Annotated in this window: 23 protein-coding genes and 1 pseudogene; 8 read left to right on the forward strand and 16 right to left on the reverse strand. The window is 56.3% G+C overall.

Annotation, left to right across the window (positions count from 1 at the left end; translation table 11 throughout):
• Nucleotides 1-70 precede the first annotated feature (70 nt).
• The 3 genes from VY732_RS13535 to VY732_RS13545 all read right to left on the reverse strand — a co-directional run bounded on the left by VY732_RS13535 (nt 71) and on the right by VY732_RS13545 (nt 5,166).
• The gene (locus VY732_RS13535; protein WP_095113319.1) at nt 71-712 is read right to left on the reverse strand and encodes a DUF1345 domain-containing protein; all 642 of its coding nucleotides are present in this window, start codon (nt 710-712) and stop codon (nt 71-73) included.
• Nucleotides 713-894: 182 nt separating this feature from the next.
• Entirely contained in the window at nt 895-3,993 is a 3,099-nt protein-coding gene (locus VY732_RS13540; protein ID WP_331695669.1) for an efflux RND transporter permease subunit, read from the reverse strand.
• Nucleotides 3,994-4,008: 15 nt separating this feature from the next.
• A complete protein-coding gene (locus tag VY732_RS13545) occupies nt 4,009-5,166 on the reverse strand; it encodes an efflux RND transporter periplasmic adaptor subunit (RefSeq protein WP_331695670.1) in 1,158 nt (385 codons plus the stop codon).
• Nucleotides 5,167-5,432: 266 nt separating this feature from the next.
• Here VY732_RS13545 and VY732_RS13550 point away from each other — a divergent pair, with 266 nt between their 5' ends.
• The 3 genes from VY732_RS13550 to VY732_RS13560 all read left to right on the forward strand — a co-directional run bounded on the left by VY732_RS13550 (nt 5,433) and on the right by VY732_RS13560 (nt 7,952).
• Complete coding sequence (locus VY732_RS13550) at nt 5,433-6,134, forward strand: response regulator transcription factor (protein ID WP_007912171.1); 702 nt, start codon at nt 5,433-5,435, stop codon at nt 6,132-6,134.
• 4 nt (nt 6,135-6,138) lie between these two features.
• A complete protein-coding gene (locus VY732_RS13555; protein WP_331695671.1) occupies nt 6,139-7,440 on the forward strand; it encodes an ATP-binding protein in 1,302 nt (433 codons plus the stop codon).
• A gap of 137 nt (nt 7,441-7,577) precedes the next feature.
• Nucleotides 7,578-7,952 (forward strand): hypothetical protein, encoded by a 375-nt coding sequence (locus VY732_RS13560; protein ID WP_331695672.1) that lies wholly within the window; start codon nt 7,578-7,580, stop codon nt 7,950-7,952.
• Nucleotides 7,953-8,029: 77 nt separating this feature from the next.
• Here VY732_RS13560 and VY732_RS13565 read toward each other — a convergent pair whose 3' ends face one another.
• The 3 genes from VY732_RS13565 to VY732_RS13575 all read right to left on the reverse strand — a co-directional run bounded on the left by VY732_RS13565 (nt 8,030) and on the right by VY732_RS13575 (nt 9,873).
• Nucleotides 8,030-8,794, reverse strand: coding sequence for an anti-sigma factor family protein (locus tag VY732_RS13565; RefSeq protein WP_331695673.1), 765 nt, complete (start codon nt 8,792-8,794; stop codon nt 8,030-8,032).
• Nucleotides 8,794-9,276: a sigma-70 family RNA polymerase sigma factor gene (locus VY732_RS13570; protein WP_405124204.1), complete on the reverse strand. Its 483-nt coding sequence runs from the start codon at nt 9,274-9,276 to the stop codon at nt 8,794-8,796. The genes VY732_RS13565 and VY732_RS13570 overlap by 1 nt, the downstream gene beginning before the upstream one ends.
• 63 nt (nt 9,277-9,339) lie before the next feature.
• Nucleotides 9,340-9,873 (reverse strand): tetratricopeptide repeat protein, encoded by a 534-nt coding sequence (locus VY732_RS13575; RefSeq protein ID WP_331695674.1) that lies wholly within the window; start codon nt 9,871-9,873, stop codon nt 9,340-9,342.
• A gap of 159 nt (nt 9,874-10,032) precedes the next feature.
• On the opposite strand from VY732_RS13575, the gene VY732_RS13580 reads away from it, so the two are divergent.
• Complete coding sequence (locus tag VY732_RS13580; protein ID WP_331695675.1) at nt 10,033-10,806, forward strand: methyltransferase domain-containing protein; 774 nt, start codon at nt 10,033-10,035, stop codon at nt 10,804-10,806.
• Nucleotides 10,807-10,925: 119 nt separating this feature from the next.
• On the opposite strand, the gene VY732_RS13585 is transcribed toward VY732_RS13580, so the two are convergent.
• Nucleotides 10,926-11,264, reverse strand: coding sequence for a DUF2834 domain-containing protein (locus VY732_RS13585; protein WP_077573053.1), 339 nt, complete (start codon nt 11,262-11,264; stop codon nt 10,926-10,928).
• A 249-nt stretch (nt 11,265-11,513) separates the two neighbouring features.
• On the opposite strand from VY732_RS13585, the pseudogene ilvA reads away from it, so the two are divergent.
• Nucleotides 11,514-12,503, forward strand: a pseudogene (gene ilvA, locus VY732_RS13590) (threonine ammonia-lyase, biosynthetic); the annotation flags it as partial.
• Nucleotides 12,504-12,533: 30 nt separating this feature from the next.
• Here ilvA and VY732_RS13595 read toward each other — a convergent pair.
• Nucleotides 12,534-12,839, reverse strand: a complete 306-nt coding sequence (locus VY732_RS13595; protein ID WP_064362707.1) for an NIPSNAP family protein — start codon at nt 12,837-12,839, stop codon at nt 12,534-12,536.
• Between the two features lie 21 nt (nt 12,840-12,860).
• Complete coding sequence (eco, locus tag VY732_RS13600) at nt 12,861-13,346, reverse strand: serine protease inhibitor ecotin (protein WP_064391153.1); 486 nt, start codon at nt 13,344-13,346, stop codon at nt 12,861-12,863.
• Nucleotides 13,347-13,713: 367 nt separating this feature from the next.
• On the opposite strand from eco, the gene VY732_RS13605 reads away from it, so the two are divergent.
• Nucleotides 13,714-13,983 carry a DUF1652 domain-containing protein gene (locus VY732_RS13605; RefSeq protein WP_007912157.1) on the forward strand — a complete coding sequence of 90 codons (270 nt, stop codon included), beginning with the start codon at nt 13,714-13,716 and terminating at the stop codon, nt 13,981-13,983.
• Here VY732_RS13605 and VY732_RS13610 read toward each other — a convergent pair.
• Both VY732_RS13610 and VY732_RS13615 read right to left on the reverse strand, forming a co-directional pair.
• Entirely contained in the window at nt 13,980-14,378 is a 399-nt protein-coding gene (locus VY732_RS13610) for a hypothetical protein (protein ID WP_095050875.1), read from the reverse strand. The genes VY732_RS13605 and VY732_RS13610 overlap by 4 nt on opposite strands.
• Before the next feature lie 89 nt (nt 14,379-14,467).
• Nucleotides 14,468-14,737, reverse strand: a complete 270-nt coding sequence (locus VY732_RS13615) for a DUF2790 domain-containing protein (protein WP_331695676.1) — start codon at nt 14,735-14,737, stop codon at nt 14,468-14,470.
• 14 nt (nt 14,738-14,751) lie between these two features.
• Here VY732_RS13615 and VY732_RS13620 point away from each other — a divergent pair, with 14 nt between their 5' ends.
• Nucleotides 14,752-15,150 (forward strand): hypothetical protein, encoded by a 399-nt coding sequence (locus VY732_RS13620; RefSeq protein WP_331695677.1) that lies wholly within the window; start codon nt 14,752-14,754, stop codon nt 15,148-15,150.
• A 78-nt stretch (nt 15,151-15,228) separates the two neighbouring features.
• On the forward strand, nt 15,229-15,525 hold the full coding sequence (locus VY732_RS13625; protein WP_331695678.1) for a hypothetical protein: 297 nt from the start codon (nt 15,229-15,231) through the stop codon (nt 15,523-15,525).
• A 203-nt stretch (nt 15,526-15,728) separates the two neighbouring features.
• Here the strand turns inward: VY732_RS13625 and VY732_RS13635 are convergent, their stop codons facing one another.
• The 5 genes from VY732_RS13635 to VY732_RS13655 form a co-directional block, all read right to left on the reverse strand.
• Nucleotides 15,729-15,968 carry a hypothetical protein gene (locus tag VY732_RS13635; protein WP_331695679.1) on the reverse strand — a complete coding sequence of 80 codons (240 nt, stop codon included), beginning with the start codon at nt 15,966-15,968 and terminating at the stop codon, nt 15,729-15,731.
• 10 nt (nt 15,969-15,978) lie between these two features.
• A complete protein-coding gene (locus VY732_RS13640; RefSeq protein ID WP_331695680.1) occupies nt 15,979-16,986 on the reverse strand; it encodes a tetratricopeptide repeat protein in 1,008 nt (335 codons plus the stop codon).
• The gene (locus tag VY732_RS13645) at nt 16,983-17,969 is read right to left on the reverse strand and encodes a tetratricopeptide repeat protein (RefSeq protein ID WP_331695681.1); all 987 of its coding nucleotides are present in this window, start codon (nt 17,967-17,969) and stop codon (nt 16,983-16,985) included. The genes VY732_RS13640 and VY732_RS13645 overlap by 4 nt, the downstream gene beginning before the upstream one ends.
• A gap of 98 nt (nt 17,970-18,067) precedes the next feature.
• A complete protein-coding gene (locus VY732_RS13650; RefSeq protein WP_331695682.1) occupies nt 18,068-19,075 on the reverse strand; it encodes a tetratricopeptide repeat protein in 1,008 nt (335 codons plus the stop codon).
• Nucleotides 19,072-22,626: a LysM domain-containing protein gene (locus VY732_RS13655; RefSeq protein ID WP_331695683.1), complete on the reverse strand. Its 3,555-nt coding sequence runs from the start codon at nt 22,624-22,626 to the stop codon at nt 19,072-19,074. The genes VY732_RS13650 and VY732_RS13655 overlap by 4 nt, the downstream gene beginning before the upstream one ends.
• Nucleotides 22,627-22,632 lie beyond the last annotated feature (6 nt).

Genomic DNA, 22,632 nt, shown 5'->3' on the forward strand with positions numbered 1-22,632 from the left:
ACCAAAAACAAATCTTCCGTCAAGTAAATGATTACCTGCCATCAACGGGCTGCCGACGGGCGGGGTGGCGTCAGCCGAACAAACCCGCGGCGATATTGATCGAAAATCCCAGAATCGCGGTGTTGAACACGAATCCGATCAACGATTGCGCCAATACGATTTTGCGGATATCGCGGGTGGCCACGCCGACATCTGCAGTCTGTACGGCCACGCCGATGGTGAACGAGAAGTACAAGAAGTCCCAATAATTGGGGGTGGTCAGCCCTTCGGCGAAGCGCAGCGCCGGTTCCTTGCCATCCCAGGTGTAATACAACCTGGCGTAGTGCACACAGAAAATCACCCCGATCAGCAGCCACGAACCGATTACCGTGAGGGCGGTAAAACCGTAGTGCAGCAGTTTGCGCGTGGTTTCCAGGTCCTTGCTGCCAGCCAGCTCGAAGGTGATGGTCGCCAAACTCGCCAGCGCGGCGATGCACACCACGAACAGCACCAGCCCGGCATTTTCGTCTTCGACTTCAGCGATGCGTTTGACGTCCGGGGCCTTGGCGCGCACGGTCAGCCAGAACATCAGGATCAGATAAGTCCAGACACCGGCGTTCCAGCCAATGAGGATTTTGCTGACGATGGAATCGGCGGGGACCAGGAGACCGGTGGCAAGGCCGAGGAGGGCGGCAGCAGACAGGCGAGGGTGGGTGCGGGCGAGGAAGCGCATGGGGACTCGATGGGCCAGGGTGGTTCAGACACCTTAGCCCAGCGATGGCAGGTGTGACCACAGCGCTGGATGTTTGCAGAATCCCTGTGGGAGCGAGCCTGCTCGCGAATGCTTCCGGTCAGTCAACATCAACGTTGAATGTACCGACGCTTTCGCGAGCAGGCTCGCTCCTACAGTTTGGATCAGTGGGATTTGGTGAAGCGTTGTACGAGCTTCATGACGACGACGAAGAAGACAGGTACGAAGATGACGGCCAGCGTCGCAGTGATCATCCCGCCAATCACGCCGGTGCCGATCGCTTGCTGGCTTGCCGAGCTGGCACCAGTGGCAATGGCCAACGGCACCACGCCGAGAATGAACGCCAGCGAAGTCATCACGATCGGCCGCAGACGCAACCGCGCGGCCTGCAACGTTGCATCGATCAGGTCGTGACCTTCGTCATACAGGCTCTTGGCGAACTCGATGATCAGGATCGCGTTCTTCGCCGACAGCCCGATGATGGTGATCAGGCCGACCTTGAAGAACACATCGTTGGGCATCCCGCGCAGCGTCACGGCAAGCACCGCGCCGAGCACACCCAGTGGCACCACCAGCAACACCGAGGTCGGAATCGACCAGCTCTCGTACAGCGCCGCCAGACACAGGAACACCACCAGCAACGACAGACCGAGCAGGATCGGTGCCTGATTACCGGACAAGCGTTCCTGCAACGACAGCCCTGTCCATTCCTGACCCAGGCCTTTCGGCCCCTGCGCCACCAGACGTTCGATTTCCGCCATGGCCTCACCGGTACTGTGCCCCGGTGACGGTTCGCCGGAAATCGCGATCGCCGGATAGCCGTTGTAACGGGTCAATTGCGCCGGGCCCTGAATCCAGTTGGCCTGCACGAACGCTGACAGCGGCACCATATGCCCGGCGTTGTTGCGCACGTGCATTTTCAGCAGATCGGCGACCTGGCTGCGTTGATCACCTTCGGCTTGCACGACAACGCGCTGCATGCGCCCCTGATTGGGGAAGTCGTTGATGTAGCTGGAACCGACGGCAGTGGACAGCACGTTGCCAATGTCGGCAAACGACACGCCCAAGGCGTTCGCTTGTTTACGGTCAACGATCAATTGCACTTGCGGCGCTTCGGCCAGTGCGCTTTCGCGCACGTTCATCAGCACCGGACTTTTCTCGGCGGCAGCCAGCAACTCAGTACGCGCCTGCATCAAAATCGCATGGCCGAGGCCGCCGCGATCCTGCAAACGGAACTCGAAGCCGCTCGACGTACCGAGGCCATCCACGGGCGGAGGCAACACCGAGAACGCCATGGCGTCCTTGATCTCGCTCAGCGCGATGTTGGCGCGATCGGCAATCGAGCTGGCGGAATCATCACTGCTGCGCTGCGACCAATCCTTCAGCGTCGAGAACGCCAAGGCTGCGTTCTGGCCGCTGCCGGAGAAGCTGAAACCGAGAATCACCACACTGTCGCTGATCCCCGGCTCGCCGGCGTTATGCGCCTCAAGCTGTTCAGCCACTGCCACGGTACGATTCTTGGTCGCACCGGGCGGCAGTTGAATGTCAGTGATGGTGTAACCCTGATCTTCCACTGGCAGGAACGAGGAGGGCAGACGCGCGAAGCACAGGCCCAGCCCGACCAGCAGCACCACGTAGATCAGCAGATAACGGCCACTGCGTTTCAGCGCATAGCCGACCCAGCCTTGGTAACGATCGGTGAGGTGCTCGAAGCGGCGGTTGAACCAGCCGAAGAACCCGGACTTTTCATGATGCTCACCCTTGGCGATCGGCTTGAGCAGCGTCGCGCACAATGCCGGCGTCAGGGTCAGGGCAAGGAACGCCGAGAACAGAATCGACGTCGCCATCGACAGCGAGAACTGCTGGTAAATCACCCCGACCGAACCCTGCATGAACGCCATCGGAATGAACACCGCGACCAGCACCAGCGTGATGCCGATGATCGCGCCGGTGATCTGCGTCATGGCTTTGCGCGTGGCTTCCTTGGGCGACAGGCCCTCGGTGGCCATGATCCGTTCGACGTTCTCCACCACCACGATGGCGTCGTCCACCAGAATACCGATGGCCAGCACCATGCCGAACATGGTCAGCACGTTGATCGAGAAACCCAGCGCCAGCATGGTCGCGAAGGTGCCCATCAATGCCACCGGTACCACCAGTGTCGGGATCAGCGTGTAGCGCACGTTCTGCAGGAACAGGAACATCACCGCGAACACCAGCAGCATCGCTTCGCCCAAGGTGTACACGACTTTGGTGATCGAGACTTTGACGAACGGCGAAGTGTCGTACGGGATCTTGTATTCCACGCCTGCCGGGAAGTAGCGCGCCAGCTCATCCATCTTCGCCCGCACCAGCGTCGCGGTGTTCAGCGCGTTGGCCCCCGGCGACAGTTGAACGCCGACCGCAGTGGACGGCTTGCCGTTGAGACGCGTGCCGAACTGGTATTCCTGACTGCCGATTTCCACGCGTGCGACATCGCCGATGCGCACGGTGGAGCCGTCGCGATTGGCCTTGAGGACAATGTCGGCGAACTCTTGCGGCGTCGACAACTGACCCTTCACCAGAATGGTCGCGGTGATTTCCTGGTTGGACGGATTCGGCAGGTCGCCGATGCTGCCGGCGGACACCTGGGCGTTCTGCGCCACAATGGCTTCATTGACGTCAGCCGGTGTCAGGTTGAACGCGATCAGCTTCTGCGGATCGATCCAGATGCGCATGGCCCGCTCGGCGCCATACAACTGCGCCTTGCCGACGCCATCCAGACGCTTGATCTCGTTCATCACGTTACGCGCCAGATAATCACTGAGCGCCACGTCATCGAGCTTGCCGTCACTGGACGTCAGGGTGATCAGCAACAGGAAGCCGGACGAGACTTTTTCCACCTGCAAACCTTGCTGATTGACCGCTTGCGGCAAGCGCGACTCGACCACCTTGAGGCGGTTTTGCACGTCGACCTGCGCCAGTTCCGGGTTGGTGCCCGGCTGGAACGTGGCTTTGATCGTCGCGCTGCCGAGGCTGCTTTGCGATTCGAAGTACAGCAGGTGATCGGCGCCGTTGAGCTCTTCCTCGATCAGGCTGACCACGCTTTCATCGACGGTCTGCGCCGAGGCGCCCGGGTACACAGCGTAGATTTCGATCTGCGGCGGGGCGACATCGGGGTATTGCGCCACCGGCAACTGCGGGATGGCCAGCGCACCGGCCAACAGGATGAACAGCGCGACGACCCAGGCAAACACCGGGCGGTCGATAAAGAACTGCGGCATAGAAAAGCGTCCTGCTTACTGACCAGAGGTCTGGGCAAGTGGAAGAGGGGTGTCGTCGATCTGCACGGTTTCGCCGGGACGGGCGTGTTGCAGGCCTTCGATGACGATACGGTCGCCGGGCTTGAGGCCGCCGGTAACGATCCAGCGATTGTTCTGCACTGCACCGAGTTGCACCGGTTGTTCGGCGACGCGCATTTGCTCGTCGACGGTCAGCACCTGAGCAATGCCGGCGCTGTCACGCTGTACGGCGCGTTGCGGCACGGTGATGCCGTTCTGGATGGTGGCCTGCTCCAGACGCACGCGAATGAAACTGCCCGGCAGCAAGTCGAGATCCGGGTTGGGGAATTCGCTGCGCAGGATGATCTGGCCAGTGCCCGGGTCGACAGTGATGTCGCTGAAGAGCAATTTGCCCGGCAGCGGATACAGGCTGCCGTCATCCTGAATCAGCGTGGCTTTGACCTGATCCTGGCCGACTTCCTGCAACTGCCCGGAGCGGAACGCGCGGCGCAATTCATTGAGTTCACGGGTCGACTGAGTGAGGTCTGCGTGAATCGGGTTGAGTTGCTGAATCAGTGCCAGAGGCGTGGTTTCGTTCTGCCCGACCAGTGCGCCTTCGGTCACCAGTGCACGACCGACACGGCCGGATATCGGCGCGGTGACGGTGGCGTAACCGAGGTTCAGTTTTGCCCGTTCGACGGCAGCCTTGTTGGCCGCAACGTCAGCGGCGGTCTGCCGGGCGTTCGCACGGGCGTTGTCATAGTCCTGAGCGCTGATGGCCTTGTCGTCGATCAACTGCGCGTAACGTTGCTCCTGCAGTTTCGCTTGAAACGCATTGGCTTCGGCCTTGCGCAGGGCGGCTTCGGCGCTGTCGAGGTCAGCCTTGAACGGCGCCGGGTCGATGCGGAACAGCACATCGCCCTTTTTCACGTCACTGCCTTCGCGGAAAGTGCGCTGCAACACCACACCGGCCACCCGTGCGCGCACTTCGGCAATCCGTGGCGCGGCGATGCGGCCGCTGAGTTCGCTGCTGATCGTCAGGGGGTGCGCTTCGATCGTCTCGATGCGCACCGTGGCCGGTGGCGTCTGATCCTCTGCCTTCGAGGACGAATCACAGGCGCTCAGCGTCAGCGCCATCGCGATCAGGCCGAGCCCGGCCAGCAGTTTGTTCGACATGTACAACCCCCAATATTGATGTCCGCATCCTACGGGCAGACGCCGAGATTAGCGGTGAAGCTTTGTAGGCGCTGTGTGAAATTGTGTAAGGGTTTTACTCAGGGACGGGCGGGGGCGTATATCCTTCAGGTCTTGAAATTTATTGCGACAGATAGATAGCTTTCGCGAGCAGGCTCGCTCCCACATGGGATCGCATTCCAAGTGTGGGAGCGAGCCTGCTCGCGAATGGGCCTTATCCGTCGCCACAGCACTTTCTGGATCACCCCATGCCCAACATCCTCCTGGTCGAAGACGACACCGCCCTCGCCGAACTGATTTCCAGCTACCTGGAGCGCAACGGTTATTCCGTCAGCGTGATCGGCCGTGGCGACCATGTGCGTGAACGGGCGCGGGTCAATCCGCCGGATCTGGTGATCCTCGACCTCATGCTGCCGGGCCTCGATGGCCTGCAAGTCTGCCGTTTGCTGCGCGCCGATTCGGCGACGCTGCCGATCCTGATGCTCACCGCCCGCGACGACAGCCACGATCAGGTGCTGGGCCTGGAAATGGGCGCTGACGATTACGTGACCAAACCGTGCGAGCCACGGGTGTTGCTGGCGCGAGTGCGTACCTTGTTGCGCCGCAGCAGCCTCGGCGAACCGTTGACCGCCAATGACCGCATCCTCATGGGCAATCTGTGCATCGACCTGTCTGAACGCACCGTGACCTGGCGCGATCAACCGGTCGAACTGTCCAGCGGCGAATACAACCTGCTCGTGGTCCTCGCCCGCCACGCCGGCGAAGTGTTGAGCCGCGACCAGATCCTGCAACGTCTGCGCGGTATCGAATTCAACGGCACCGACCGCTCGGTGGACGTGGCGATTTCCAAGCTGCGCCGCAAGTTCGACGACCACGCTGGCGAAGCGCGCAAGATCAAGACCGTGTGGGGCAAAGGTTATCTGTTCAGCCGTTCCGAGTGGGAATGCTGAGCTGATGTTTCGCATCCTGTTTCGCCTGTATCTGGTGACGATCGTTTCGTACAGCGCGGCGATTTATCTGGTGCCGGATCTGGTGGTCATGGCCTTTCGGGATCGCTTCGTCACTTACAACCTCGACTATTCGCGCGGCCTGCAATCGCTGATCACCCGCCAGTTTCACGCCGTGCCGCACGAGCAATGGCCAGCACTGGCGGCGTCGATGGACAAGGATTTCCAGCCGCTGCACATCGTCCTGGCGCGGATCGACGATGCCGAGTTCACCGCCATTGAGCAGGAACGCCTGCGGCGTGGTGAAAACGTTGTGCGTATCGGCGATTGGGGCTGGCGCACGCTGGCGGTGACGCCGCTGGACGACATCTCGGCGGTGCAAATGGTCGTGCCGCCGGACCCGATGGACGTCAATCTGTTGTACTGGAGCATCAACGTATTGGTCGGCGCCACGCTGCTCGCTTGCCTGCTGATGTGGCTGCGCCCGCACTGGCGTGATCTGGAACGGCTCAAAGGCACCGCCGAACGCTTCGGTAAGGGCCATTTGAGCGAGCGCACGGAAATCGCCCCAAGCTCCAACATCGGCAGCCTTGCCAATGTCTTCGACACCATGGCCGGCGATATCGAAAACCTGCTCAACCAACAACGCGATTTGCTCAACGCCGTGTCCCATGAACTGCGCACGCCGCTGACGCGTCTGGACTTTGGCCTGGCCCTGGCCCTGTCCGATGACTTGCCGACCGCCAGCCGCGAGCGCTTGCTGGGGCTGGTCGCGCACATTCGCGAGCTGGATGAGCTGGTGCTGGAGCTGCTCTCTTACAGCCGTTTGCAGAATCCGGCGCAACTGCCGGAGCAGGTCGAGGTGTCGCTGGACGAGTTCATCGATAGCATTCTGGGCAGTGTCGATGAAGAACTGGAATCGCCGGAAATCGTCATCGATGTGTTGCTGCACGGTCAGCTCGAACGCTTTTCCCTCGATCCACGCCTTACTGCGCGGGCGATCCAGAATCTGCTGCGCAATGCCATGCGCTATTGCGAAAAGCGCATTCAGATTGGCGTGCAGGTCAATGCCGAGGGCTGTGAAATCTGGGTCGACGATGACGGCATCGGCATTCCCGATGATGAGCGGGAGCGGATTTTCGAACCGTTCTATCGGCTGGATCGCAGCCGGGATCGAGCCACAGGTGGGTTTGGTCTTGGTCTGGCGATCAGCCGTCGGGCACTGGAAGCGCAGGGTGGGACGTTGACGGTGGAGTCTTCGCCGTTGGGCGGTGCGCGGTTCAGGTTGTGGTTACCCGCGAGAGTGTGAATTTCCGATTAACGGTAGAAAATATGCCTTTTACCTGTCAGGAATGACAGTAGACGCTCAGGCTTTCAGGAAGCTCAATGGTGTTTCGGTGCAACAGGTTTTCAGGTCAACGCCGAACCGTTCTCAAGGAGAAAGAAATGAGCAAAGAACTGAGCGATGATTCGAGCAGCCAAATTTCCGGAGTAGTGCTCGGCGAGTATGAAAAAATAGAAGAAGGAGACACAGTTAAGCGCACCGGTAGGTCAACGAAAGGATCACCAAAAGGGGGCGCGGTACCAGAAGAGCCAGAGGACGAAACCATCCCCGTAACATTGGACGGCGTCGCTGAGCAGGTGACTCGAGTTGCAGCACCTGCAAAGCCTAGTAAAGGAACGGTCATCGGGACCTATGAAGCTGTCCTTGATGGGAAAAATAATGAGCGGGTAGTGGTGAAGCTGGATGAAGGGGGCGAGAAAGAGTTTTCAGCCTCCAAAGGCAAATATTCTGTTGGCGACAGAATCGGTGATAAGTAGCCAGAATAACCTCGTACACACATTGCGGAACGAGTGCAGCCTGATTCCAAATCAGGTTGCACTTTAAAATGCTCATTTCATTTTGCCGACACGTTACCACTCGCTAACAGTTCGCCTAGTTTTTCCAGATCGCTTGCGGGATTACGCCCGATCAACATCCACGCATGTTCACGTTCGGTCCAATACACCACATTCATCGCATGCCGACGCTCGTGTGCCAGTGCCTGACTGCCGCTGTTCGAGCGCGTGACACACAACGCCAGCGGCCCATGCTTCGCATCCAGATAAACAATCTGTGCAATCGGCACGCCGTCGTACTCAAGCATTTGTGCCCGTTTGAATTCGGCACCCGGCAACTTCAAAGTGGCTGGCGAAAGGTTCAGGCCAAGGCGTGCATCAATCGTACGCAGTTGCGCGCGTTGGGAGGCTTCATCGGTGGGTAGATGATCGAGCGTCTGCGGCACGTACAGCGCCATGTAATCGCCGACCAATGCGCGCCAGTTGTTCGATTGCGCAGCATGCCAGCCGAGGAACAACCGATCGGCCAACACTCCACCGGCCAATAGCGCTGCGGCGGCACCACCGATAAACCAGCGGCGGTTGAAGCCCGGACGCTGCGGCGCCGGGATGGCATCCAGCCGCGCTTGCAGGCGATCCAGCGGTGCCTGTTGCGCCAGTTCGTCATAGGCGTTCTTGTACGGCAGGTTGCTGCGGCTGAGCCATTGCACGCGCAGACTCAGCAGCGAGTCTTCTGCAATGGCGCTGTCGAGTTGATGGCGATATTCCTGCTCGAGTTCGCCGTCGAGATAGGCGACCAGTTGCTCATCCGAAGGTGTGTTCATCAACGGTCTCCTTCGGTGGATTTCGGCACCGCTTGCAGTGGCGGGTATTCGGCGAGTTTCAGCCGTGCGGTGGCCAGACGACTCATGACCGTGCCGATCGGCACTTGCAGGATCTCGGCAACTTCGCGGTAGGACAGGCCTTCGACATAGGCCAGATACACGGTTTCACGCTGGGTTTCCGGCAAGGCATCGACGCGACGAATGACCTGCGCGGCCATCACATGCGTCTGCGCCGCATACTCACCATCGAACGCCAGTTGGCCATCGGCATCGACCTGTCCCGCACCCTGACGCACGCGTCGAGCGCGCACTTCGTTGAGCCAGATCGAATGCAGAATGCTCAGTAACCAGCGATCCATACGCGTGCCGGCGGCGTATTGACCGGCGCGTTCCAGCGCCCGCACACACGTGGCCTGCACCAGATCCTCGGCCAAATGCCGATTGCGCGACAGCAACAAACCGTAGCGCCACAATCGCGCCAGATGCTGTCCGAGTTCTGCTCTGAATGCCTGATCGTTGACGATGATGACGGCCCTTATAAGTGCTCAGGTTTTCGATGAATCGTTGATGGCTTCGGCCAGATCCTGGTATTCCTCGCAGGACATACCGCAAATCGATTTGATCTGCTGCAACTGTTCCTGCGCCAGATCGACGCGGCCTTTGATCACATAGGCTTCGCCGAGATATTCGCGCACTTGCGCGTACCGCGGATCGAGCTTCAGCGATTGCAGGTAATAACCGATGCCCTCGTCAGTGCGTCCCAGTTTGCGCGTGGCGTAACCGCGATAGTTGAGCGCCTTGGCGGTGTTCGGTTGCGTCAGTGTATCGAGCAGTGCCAAAGCTTCTTCATAGCGACCGGCCTTGGCGAGGCGATAGGCGTAATCGGTACGGTCGGCATCCGAAAGCGCTTTGCTGACTTGCATCACACACTTCTGCGTTTTGCTGTCCCAGACCTGACCTTTCGGGCATTCCGGTTTCTGCACCGGTGCTTCTTCATCACCATTGGCCAAGGCCAACTGGCTGGACATCGCCGCGACCAGCAGCAACGGGGCGGCGAACATAACGGAACGGATAGTCATGGGCAAGGCTCCACAGGGGCTTATGTTTCACTTTGAACACCACAGGGTGAATTTTTATTCATTGCTTTATCAGTGACTGTTCAAGTTCAGCGTAAATTCAAGCGCTATGCTCGTCAGCGTCTGCCGTCGATCCGATGTTTTGCCGTAAGGAGCGTTGCCATGACCGACCACGTCCATCACTCAGCCGCTACCGGCTACAAAACCGCCGCCGACACCTACGTCAAAGGACGGCCGGACTATCCGCCGCAGGTCAGTGAGTGGTTGACCGCGACACTGGGTCTGGATGGGCGCAAGACCGTGATCGATCTGGGCGCCGGTACCGGCAAGTTCACCGGACGTCTGGTGGCGACCGGTGCGCAAGTGATCGCCGTTGAACCGGTGGCGCAAATGCTGGAAAAGCTCTCGGACGCCTGGCCTGACGTGCTAGCCGTGAGCGGCACCGCGACCGATCTGCCGTTGCCGGACGCCTCAGTCGATGTGGTGATCTGCGCGCAAGCGTTTCACTGGTTCGCCAGCACCGACGCACTGAGCGAAATCGCCCGGGTGCTCAAACCCGGTGGCAAGTTGGGGCTGATCTGGAACCTGCGCGACACCCATGTCAGCTGGGTGCCGAAACTGGACGCCATCGTCAACGCGCTGGAAGGTGACACGCCGCGCTATTACACCGGCGCCTGGCGCACAGCGTTTCCGCACCCGGCGTTCGCGCCTCTGCAGGTTGAACGGTTTCACCACAGCCATACCGGCTCGCCGGAAGACGTGATCTTCAACCGCGTGCGCTCGACCAGTTTCATCGCCGCGCTGCCGGAGGGGCAGCGGGCGAAGGTTGATGAGCAGATTCGTGCGTTGATTGCCGCCGAGCCTGAGTTACGCGGCAGGGATGTGGTGACAGTGCCTTACGAAACCGCCGCGTTCGTCGCCGTAAAAAAGGCCTGATGCCACGACATTCCAGTGTAGGAGTGAGCCTGCTCGCGATAGCGGAGAGTCAGTCACCTCATTTTTGGCTGACACTCGGCTATCGCGAGCAGGCTCACTCCTACAGGGTTTTCAGGTGTTCATAGTATCTGGCTGCACTTTTCCACCGCCTTGCGCCGCTCGCGAACCCCACGCACCACCAGATACAACAACGGCCCAACCGAGACAAAAACCGCCGTCAGCAACAAGTAAGGCACTACTGACCAAACCGACTGCCCACGCGACCGCGCATCCTTGACCATCCAGATACCCGCCAGCGTGGCCAGCAGATACAGATCAATCACCACCTGCGCAGTATCGGGCCGCGACATCAGGCTGATGCCGAAGTCGATCAATGACTGTTCAGCCTGCAGCATTACCGAAACGGTGTAACCGCTAAACGCGAGCAAAGCCGTGAGGGGCAGGGCGATAGCCATCATGCATTCCTTCCGTGGTGTGATGAGAGAGTCGCCAGACTAACGCCGCCGGCAAAAATTGGCCATTGACTTGCCAGTAGCGCGCAGGCTAATTTCCAGCCCATGACTTCGACTGTATCGCGCTGCCAGCCAATGATTATTACCGCCATTCCTCATTTGGCGGGCTAGCTCACGACTGCAGCACCCAACCCGCCCTAGAGGCGGGTTTTTACTTTCTGTCTCCGGGGTTTTGAAAAATGTCAGGAGACGACCATGCTGCACAGCCCCGATCAACAAACCCTGCTTGAGCACTACGTGAAAAAGATCCTCGCCGCGCCGGTGTACGACCTCGCGGTGCGCACGCCGTTGCAAGCGGCGCCTGCGTTGTCTGAGGCGCTGGGCAACCGGATTCTGCTCAAGCGCGAAGACCTTCAACCGACGTTCTCCTTCAAGATCCGCGGCGCCTACAACAAACTGGTGCAACTCAGTGACGAGCAAAAGGCGCGTGGAGTAATCACCGCATCGGCCGGCAATCACGCGCAAGGCGTGGCGCTGGCTGCTCGCGAGCTAGGGATTGCGGCGACCATTGTCATGCCGGCGACAACGCCGGAACTGAAAGTGCTGGGTGTGCGCAGTCGCGGCGCTGAAGCGTTGCTGCACGGCGAGAGTTTCCCGTTTGCGCTGGCCCATGCGCTGCGACTGGCGGAACAGACCGGGCGCACCTTCGTGTCACCGTTCGATGACCCGGAGGTAATCGCCGGGCAGGGCACCGTGGCGATGGAAGTCCTTCGTCAGCATCAAGGTTCGCTGGATGCGATTTTTGTTCCGGTGGGCGGTGGCGGTCTGATCGCCGGCATCGCGGCGTACGTCAAATACCTGCGCCCGGAAGTGCGCATCATCGGCGTCGAATCAGAACACTCCGCGTGCCTGAAGGCTGCGCTGGAAGCCGATCAGCGTGTCGTGCTGCCCAATGTCGGCACCTTCGCCGATGGTGTGGCGGTAGCGCAGATCGGCGCGTTCGGGTTTGAGGTTTGCCGCTTTTGCGTCGACGAGGTAATCACCGTCAGCAACGACGACCTCTGCGCGGCGATCAAGAACATTTACGACGATACCCGCTCGATCACCGAACCGTCCGGGGCCTTGGCCGTGGCCGGGATCAAGCAGTACGTAGCGCGAACCGGGGTGAGCGAGCAGACATTCGTGGCGATCGACTCGGGCGCCAATATCAACTTTGACAGCCTGCGTCACGTCGCCGAGCGCGCCGCGGTGTGCGGCGTCTCGGCATGATGAGGCCTACGGCAGCAAGGGGCGCAGGAAGCTGCGCTCGTAGCTGACGATAAACTTCTTCTCGACCAGGCTGGCCACCAGTGCGGTGCTTTCCGGATCGGTCATCGCGATGTGCCGATAGCTCTCGTAATCCGCCAGTGACGGAAAACTGAACAGGCAATAAGCGATGTTGCTCGCGCCCTCGGACGGCAAAAAGTAGCCGTGATGAGTGCCGCCCAAGCGCTCGACGATGCCGAGCCAGGCCTTGGCATAGGCCTCGAACTCGGGCAATTGGTAGGGATCAATGACATATCGGACGTGGCAGGTAATCAAGCGTCGCACTCCTTGTTCGGGTTATTCCTGCAGGGCTGTACCGACCTTGTCCGAGGCCGACCAGATGCGATATCGCACTTCGACATCCGACGGCGCATACACCACGACCGGCAACTTGCTGTTGTAACGCAGCATGAAACCGTCACCGACGACCGGCACGAACGCGCGCTTCTTCTGGCTGCCGGGCGGGCAGGCCATCATCGTGCTCATCGGCCCAATGACTTTTTCCAGGCGATAGAACGGATAACCCCAGCCTTCAAGATTCTTCTCATCGAGAACACCGCCCAAACGCTGGCGATTGCAGTCCACTTCAAGGGTTTTGCCGGCAAGTATTTCCACCTGGAAGTTGTCTTCCTGCTCTTGCTTGGGCAAGTGAATGACCTGGCGGGTGAACCCGGCTTCAGCTTTCGGGTACGGCGCGACGTCTTCAAGTTTGGCGGCGTGGGCGAGGGTGGACAGGCTGGCGATGAACAGCCCGGTGGTCGCGTAAACGCGGAAAGAACCCATGGAAGCCTCCGTGCGGGTGTAGGGTGGATAACGGGCATTCTTACCGTCATGGGCCGTGATTGCAAACCAGCGTCGAGTTGCAAATTGCAGTACCCGCCGAGGCCATTCTTGCAATTTGCAAGTAGCCAAATACTGGCGCCGCCGCCAAGTGCTTGATTTCATGAGGGTGAAAATGAACCGATGAAAGGCACGCTTTATGCGTCTTTTCAGTGCGGCGCACCGGCCTTGGGCGCCTACACTCCAATGGGCATTTCGCAGTACCACCGCTTGTCGCACCAGGGAAACAGCGGGGACACACCCGTGCAGGAGCAGCAACGGTCAGCGTGAATACTTGATTGGCATCTCACAGTAAGGAGAGGGTTTCGCCATGTTTCTGTCTGCCTTGGAACTACGCAATATCATTGAAAGCAGTTTTCTGCCGAAACGCTGCCAGTGCACGCTGTCGCCGGACTTGTCGATGACCGTCAAGGTTTTCGGCGATCACCAGACCGATCAGGTCGATCTGCTGGTCAGTGGCATCGACGCCAGCCACCTCAATGGCTGTCGTGAAATCAACGAACTGATCGCCGGGCTGCGCTCGGATCTGAACCAGCAAACTGTGCAACATCACTACAGCCCACGCTCCAGAGTCGTCTAACGCACCGTTTCACCCAGTTCGACCGTCACGCGCCGGGCCTGCACAAAACCAAGGCCCAGCGCGAACTCGACCAGCACCGCGAGCAAAATCCCGGGGCCGGCATGGCCGTTCAACCATTCCGCAAACCCCAGCACCGCCAACCCAAAACAACCAACGATAAACCCGTTGCTCAGCGCATTGCGCCCCAGCGACGGCGGTGCGTTGCGCACCAGATAAAACATCACCCCCAACGCCGCAAACAGCACCGCACTGCGCCGCGCGACAAACCCGGCAGCGTCGGAATACTCGATGCTCCAGATAGCCAGCAGGCTCTGCGGGAAAACACCCCAGGCCAGCGCGAGTAAAAAACACAACGAACACGTGAAGCCCGACAACGTGCGAAACGACAACTGCATGGCGAATCCTTGCGGCAGTGAGGAGGGCTCCGAGCATAACCGCCGAAACTCCCCACGCCTACCGCAAACCCGCAAATCAGACGTTTCTGTCAGTTCTGGAAGTTGCACGCGTCAGACAATTTCCGATAGCTGATTTCCTCAGGCTTACCGGCGTTGTCGATGTACTTCATATCGGCCGTAACCACTTTGCACAGTTGCGTTGGTGGCTCGGTCAACGACACCACTTTGGCCACCTGCAGCGGCATGCCGTACTCATACGGCACGGCTTTGGAAGTGGCAGAGGTGTCATTGGCCTGGGCCAGCCCGGCAAACGCGGTGGAGGCGAGGGCGGCAGTGAGCAATAAAGGGCGAATGTTCATGAAAGGACTCCCGAGTGGCGGTTCTAGCGTTCGGCGTGATGCACCCGAACCTGCCGCACTGGGCAACAGCCAAAGCGGCTGAGGGCGTACGGTTCAGTAGAGTTTTTGACCACGGCGTTAAGGGATGGTTAACCGAGCTGAACGCCGGCTGTCAGGGAGTGCGGCGGTTTTCTCAGGAAGGTTTGGCGAATTCCTACAAAGGCTGGTGCCTTGTCTGCTTTCGGCGGGTGGAAGGGGAAGGTTATTGTCCGGTGCCGCTGCAAAATCAGTGGTTCGGGTTTGGTCACCCGGGAATAATCGATTGCATATGTGCCATCATCTGCTCCGCGGAGTTCTTTGACCGTGAAGTGCATAGCTGTGGCGGCCGTGTGCAGGACGCCTTCGGGCGAGCTGAGTTGATTGTTCTCGGTTGACCAAGCCTGTACACGGTCCGCCTCCCACCGTTTGGTCACGGTGTCGGCGGTTACTTTTGAAACAATCGAGTAATCAATATGCCGATAATCAAACTGCTACAAAACCGCTATCTCCCCCTCAGCAGCAACGTCACCGGAACCCCGACGCTGCTCATCGACACCCAAGCTAACCCGAAAGACATCCTCGAAGCCGCCGTCCAGCGCATCCGCGCCGCCGCCGACCTGCTCGAAACCCTGCATTGCCTGTGCTTCAAGCACGCCGACGTGCAAGACATTCCACACATCACCCATGCGCTTTACCTGCTGACGCAGGATGGCAATGATTTGATGCAGGTCGCGCAGCAGCAGATGTTGAGTTGGAAGGCGCCGGTTTGATGAGCTAGTGAAAACGGCAGGGGTGAACAGCTGAATTTACGCGGGCTGATTCACTTGCTGCCGGTTAATGAAGGCGGGGTGTTGTGCGACTAACCGCTGGGGCTGCGGTCAATCTCCTAGTTTGTCAGGGAAAAATGAGAGGGGTGGATGAGTGGCTTTCCACTTTTGTGCAAATGCCGTTGCTTCAGCTATTTGAGTTTGAGTCATTTTTGCAGCGATTTTAGGTAACTTGTCATTAATTCGTAGCTGCGTTTCAGCAGGTTTGTATTTTTTGAAAAAAAACCTTTATTTTTTGCATCTTGCTGTTCAACGGTCATTCCGGAAATTGGGCCATCACCAAATACGGTGCAAAAAAGTACCAGACTTAAACCCATAGCTCGCCGTACGGCTAAGTCACTAGACGTATGAGCGTTGCCTTTTACGGTGTAAAGCTCTTGACCCAAATTTAGAAACCTAATTTTTCTGGATAGAAAGAAAGAGGCGGGTGAGTAGCCTTCCATTCAATCGCATATTTTTTGCTTTCTCAATTTGAGCGGGCGTCATTTTCTCCGCTATTTGAGGTAACTTGCCTTCGACATAAGCTTGAATGTTTCCACCGCCATCCAGTTCTTTAAGCAAGGATACGAGTGCGTAGCCTTTAACCAGATCTATGGAATAACCAACCTTGTCGGGAGTTTGGGATAGATATGCACCATAACTTGCAACGGCGGCTTGGTATCCAGTTTTTGCCGCCACTTCCCACCAATGTCGAACACTTTCTAAATCGTTCCGTTGGAAAAGGATCGATATATATTCAATCATCGCTGGGGGGTAGCCACCTTCAGAGGCGGATTTTAGCAACTCCTCCTCAGCATTTTTCCTTTTCCAAGGAAGTAAAAATGCGCCTTCGCCCTCGGCATAACGATTGGCGAGTAACCACTGTGAAGGTGCGTATCCAGCTGCCGCTGACTTTTCCAACCACTTTAACTCTGCAGTTGCATTGTACAAAATCGCCATCGCTTCGCCATCTCCACTCACTGCGCGAGGAGTTGCGGTTTTTATCAATAGGTCTAACCATTCACTCGGTTTTTTTCTTCCTGGAGGACATTGATTGATGACGAAACAAGGATCTTCTGAAGTCTTTGCAAGTTTGAATATTGCATAGTAATCGCCCTGGGAGGCTGCCGCCTCATACCATTGAAGGGCTTCAGCATTAAGGACTGTTGTTTGTTGGCGGAGTTCTTCGGCTAAATAGAATTGTGCTTCAGTATCTCCAGCCTCAGCCGCAATGCGTAGTTCACGCTCGGCTTTTTTATGTTGATTGAATAGCTTGATTCCTTGCAGTTTTGCGCTCTGTTGTTGGGTGCTCAACGGCACCGACGCGTAACTGGAAAATGTGAGCGAAGTCAAAAAGGTGAAATAACCAATACACAATGTTTTTGTAAGGCGCGTTCCTTTTGTAGAATAAAAATGTTTCGTCAAAATCCATATTTTCCGGGATAAAAGGATAGGGGAGGATGCGTATTTTTCCACTGCTGTGCAAATACCCTGGCTTCTGCTATCTGCTCAGCACTCATTTTTTCAGAAATTTCTAGCAGAACTTCATCCACGTAAGGCTGTATATTCCCACCGCCATCAAGTTCCTTCAGTAATGATGTCAGTGCGTAACCTTTTACTAGTTCAAGCGGAAAATCATATAGGGAAGGGGCATGAGCAAGATAGGCCCCGTAGCTGCTGACGCCAGACTCGTACCCCGTTTTTGCCGCCTCTTCGATCCAATGCCGGGCTACCTCGATATCGCCACCGTTTTCATAAAGAAATGCGGAGTATTCAAGCATTCCTGCGGGGAAACCATTTTCAGCTGACGCTTTTAACCAACGTCCGACTTCTTCAGTTCGTTTCCAAGGCAGAAAAAATTTTTCACCTTCTTTGTAGCGATTTGCCAAAAGCCACTGACCTCTGGAGAAGTTAGCTGCTGCGGATTTTTCCAGCCACTCTAATTGCCCAGACGACAGATATTTAATGTACATTGCTTCGCCATCACTATTATCTGCTTTTTGTTCACTTTCTTTGTTTAATAACTCCAGCCAGTCGGTGCGTTCTTTCGTGCCCTCAGGGCAATTATTCATGACCTCGCATAAGTCATTGTTTGATGTCGCGAGTCGTAACATTGCGTACAAATCGCCTTGCAAAGCTGCGGCTTCATACCATTTTTGAGCCTCGGCAGTAATGTATTGTTTTTGCTGTCGAAGCTCCTCTCCCAAATAATATTGCGACTCGGCATCACCCGCTTCGGCGGCAATTTTTAATTCTGCAGCCGCAGGTTTGTATTGATTGTAGAGTTCAATGCCCTGGATTTTTGCCTGAAGCTGTTCGTGCGTAAGAGCAGATGATTCGGTTGCTATTATAGTTAACAGCGTTAACGCCGCAGTCATTAGTTTTATTGGTATCTTTGCTGAACTCATGGGTGGTTGTTTCTTCTCTGCGAAAGTAAGGGGGCGGTTAGTCTCCGATTAAAATTCGGCGGTCCGCGCCTCCCTAAAGAAATACCAAAAAATCGGAGTCAGTCGCTAAGTTTTTCGGGGAAAAAAGAAACAGGTGGATGGGTGGCTTTCCACTCTTGCGCAACAATTTTTGACTGTTCAATTTGTTCTGGTGTCATTTTTTCAGCAATCTTTTCAATTTTGCGGTCAACATAATCTTGCACTCCACCGCTGTCGCCGAGTTCCTTTAACAAAGAAAAAATAGCGTAGCCTTTAACTAGGTCCAGTGGGTAGCCAACTTTGTCGGGAGTATGTGAAATGTACGCTCCATAGTTGCTCAGAGCTGTTTGCTCGCCGGTTGCTGCGGCCACTTCAAGCCAATGCCGAGTGCTCTCCATTTCTCCTTTTACATACAGTGTTTCTAGATATTCCATCATAGCTTTTGGGTTGCCACCCTCGGAAGAGAGTAGTAGCCATCTTCTTACTGACGCATCACGTCCTCCAGGAATGAAGAAGTAACCTTCACCTTGTCTTTCACTTACAGCCATCCAATATTGCGCGAGTGGATATCCTGCATTTGCAGATTTCTCTAACCACTTATGATCCAAGGTGATTTCATACATTAAATACAGAGATTCTGGATCGCCGTCATTTGCCTTTGGCAAAGCGATTTTCTTGGCTTCCATGAACCACTCGGCTTGAGTTTTTTTTGACGGTGGACAGTTTTCCATTATCGCGCAAAGATCGTTTTTTGCTCTGCCCAACTGAATCATTGCGTATACGTTTTTTTTCTCTGCTGCCGACTCGTACCATAACTGCGCCTCTGGAGTCATATATCCATTTTTCTTTCGAAGAGACTCGGCAAGATAATATTGTGATTCAATTTCGCCATTTTTCGCTTCTTCCTTTAATTGCGGAATGGCAGCGTCTATTTTCATCTGATTATAAAGGATAATTCCGCGTTGTTCACTACTCGGCCTTGCAGTAGATGCACTGGCAGAATTAAAGCTGTACGGCAATATTGAGATTAAACTCAAGCTGAACAGTAGGGCGATTTGATTTAGCTTTATTTTTACAATTCTGTTCATTTGTAGCCTTTCAAATAGGGAGTCGCTCCACTAGGGGAGTAGCTTGGTTCAGGGATGTAATTTGCTCTACAGTATTCGGCCAAATTTGCGCCAAGTAACTTTACATGGGATTTGTAGTTTTCGCGCGCTTCAACACCCGTGTCATCAAATAGGCCAAGTACACTTTCAGCCATAAAACTATCCAGTATTGTCCGGTTTTTGCAGTACTCTTGTTCTCCCGCTTGTTCTTTTATGCCAAATTCATTCATAGACATGCAGGCGAGTTCAAATTGACTTTGGGCTTTGTCAATAGTGTTGGTTTTCTTTGCGTTGTCGACTATCCAGCGTGAAATTCTTTCTATGGCTTTTTGCTGAAGAACGTGAGCTTGGGGTTGGCTATATACGCGTCCCTTATCAGATATTCCATTGTTCTCAGAGGAGGCTACTGTAATTTTAAACGCTTCAGGTTGGCTTATTAGCGTTCTGAGTAGTGGACCCAGCGCGCTAGGGATTGCATTAACGATCCACTCCTCGAGTTCACTTTGGTTTCTGTAGTTCATGATCGTGTGAGCAATCGGACCGCCTTTACCACTACGAGTCAAAGCCTGATAAAGATTCATCACAACATCCCAACGCAGCATATACGCCATCGTGACACTCAACCCGGCAGCGCCCAATGCGTTTAGCGCAGACGCATATTCACCCGCTTCAGGTTCCATCCACTCGACTTTACGGCCTTTGGTCTTATGCAACTCCTTGCGGTACAAGTTGATAAGGTCAACTACTGCCTCATAACCAACTTCAAACTTAAAGCTACCGTTAGCACCAGGACCCAGCACTACCGCCGCTTTCAAGTTCAGAATAAACCGCCCCTTATCCAGAGACACCTGCGCTGTTCCCTGAAAGCCTGCACCTAACGCCACCCCAACGGAGCCGCTCAGCTTGGCCATTGTCAGCCATGGATTTGCGCTTTTCGCGTCTTTAGCGCTGCCAACGCCCATCGTTGGCGCGGTGCGCAGGGCGACGAGTTCCTTTGGCGGTGCCCAGTTCAGCGCTCCGGTGAGTTCGATGGCGGCTTGCAAGCCTCCAAACACATTGAAGCTGGCTTTTGCGCCGTTTTCGATTTGCACTTTGGCGAAGCGGCCGCCTCGCAGTTGGTCTGTGCTCTTGGAATCGGCGTAGGTGCCGGATTTCGATTTGTGTTCAAGATCGGGAGTAGGGCTGTCGTCACCGCTGTCGGCCTTGGCTTGCTTGGCGGCGGCGTGATCGGAGCGTTCTTCTTTTGCCGAAGCATCTTCACGCTGTGCGCGTTTTACCGGGCTCAGTGACGCTCCGTACTTGACGTTGCCGAAGATCGGGCTCAGCTCGACGCTGCCGGCTAGCAGCAACGATGCTCCGGCGTAGCCCCATGCCTTCACACCAAAGTGGAAGGAGAAGCGGCCGAAATTCATTTTTTGCGGGCTGCCGTCCAGGAAGTAATCAAGCGTGATGTCTTGAGCGCTGGCTTTGGCAGGCATGTCGACTTTCATCAACTGAACTTCGCCACGGGCCAGGTCCAGGCTCAAGCCCATCTCTCCCGATATCTGGAAGCCCTCGGCGGCAGACATTTTCGGGCCTTCGAGCTTTACTTCGCCGTGAATGCTTGGCTGGGGCGGTGTCAGGCAGCGGACCAATTGCGCCTGAGGGCTGGCATCAAAGAGTCTTACTTTGCCGCGCACACTTTTCTTGAAAACCAGTTGCTGAAGGTGTTCGCCCCAGTTGGTAAGGGTCGCGTCGTCTTCCAGTTCAGTGACCTCATAGCCTTGCTTTTTCAAGTAAGCATAAAAGTCTTTGGCTTTGAACCAGCCTTTTTCATCGAAACAGTCGCCGACCTGATCGCTGAACTTGATGGCGCCCTGATCTAGAAGCCATTGGCGGAACGAGTTGATTTCACTGTTTTTATCGGAGCCTTCGGTAGCGTCCGCAGGCAAACTTTTACCTACCTTTTTTATTGCGCCGGCCGCGTTTTTTGAATCCTCTTTCATGATCTTTTTTGCGTCTTTCAGGTTCGCCATGCTGAACCAGCCCAGGGGCGTACCCTTGGCATCCGAAAGACTGACTTCACGCAGCGGAAAGCCCGGTTTCACCATGCGGTCCACCGGTTTTGGCTGGAACTCTTCCGGTTCCCAAATCAGATAACGCGCAGGCTTGCTGTTGCTGACATTGCTTTGGGCTTTTGCTTGAAGGTCGTCTTTGGTCTTTTGCAGGCTATCCCATTTGGTCCGTTCCACATCAACCAGGCCCGCCGGCGCTTGGGCGTTCTGGCCTGTTGCCTCGATCCAGCGTTTGTATTTCTCTTGAAGCTGCGCTGTAACTTCCGCCTGCTCTTTCTCGGTATCCAGATACAGTTTGAACTGCTCGATGCCGGAAGGAAGGCCGTCACTGATCAAAGCGAATTCTGGTAGTGCGATGCCGTACTCAGACGCTTTGATAATGGATTCAGTGTAAGCATGGTAATCAAGCGCATCGGCGTTTTTGTAGAGCGTCAAGACATACCCGACCAGATCGGCGGTGCAGTCATTCATGCCGCTGCAGATGTTTTCGTAGCTTTTTTTCTTTTCCGCCAGGGCTTTGGCCACGTCTTCCAGCGGGACCTGCTTGAAGTCTTTGTTGCCGAGGAGTTTTTTACGAGCCTCCAGATAAGCTTGCACACGTGCGCGCGCTTCAATCGCCTCCTTGGAGTACAGCGAGCCGCTTTCGTAGGTGTAGCCTTCCAGCTTCGCAGCCGCTACCGCTTCTTTTTTCAGCGCATGCCACTCAGCCCTCCGCTTGTAAAAGTCGGCATAGGCTTTGTGGACGTCCTGGTCAGTAGCCAGGTCTGCCGTTAGACGGTCCATGCGCGATTGCGCGGTGTCCTCTTGTGGAGACTGCGCAGGAGCCGCTGCCGGTTTGTTTCCGTTAGCTTCGTTTTGCCTCTTTTTGGCGGTGGCTGGATCGATTTCGATCTCATCCCCCATCGCTTCAAACTCTTCCATTCGCGTACGCTTCTCGCCCGTGAGGAAGTTGCTCAACTTGGGCTCAAGGAAGTATTCCAGCAAACCTGATTCCTGCAGCCCGTTCAGGCGTGCATCACGTGGTTTGCTGGGGGCAATCATTTTATCCAGCGCGAACATCGATTCTTTGATGGCAGACTTTGCCCGCTCAGGGAGCAGCCAGAACTCTTGCTCCTCAGTGGCATAAATCGCGCTGGCAAACTTTTTAGAACACGGAGGTGCGTGGGGTTTGAAGGTCTTTGAACTCTGATCAGGAGCGTCCTTGACCGGATCCAGTTCAACCAGATCCTCAGCGGAACACTGAGTGGCGGCTTCCGGGGTTGCCTGCACAGGCGCTTGCGGCGCGGCGGGCGGCTGAACGGTAGGCGTGGCGGCCGCTTGAGCGCTTTTGGGGACGCTCAGGTTCCAGCCGACTTTGACGTTATCCGCATTGGTGATGAAGGGGTTGAGCTGGCGAAGTTGCGCCACGGTGGTGTTGTAGCGCGAAGCGATCTGGCCCAGGGTTTCGCCGGGCATGACGGCGTGATTCGTGATTTCCATGGTGAT

The sequence above is a fragment of the Pseudomonas sp. ZY71 genome, assembly GCF_036542145.1.
Lineage (GTDB): Bacteria > Pseudomonadota > Gammaproteobacteria > Pseudomonadales > Pseudomonadaceae > Aquipseudomonas > Aquipseudomonas koreensis_A.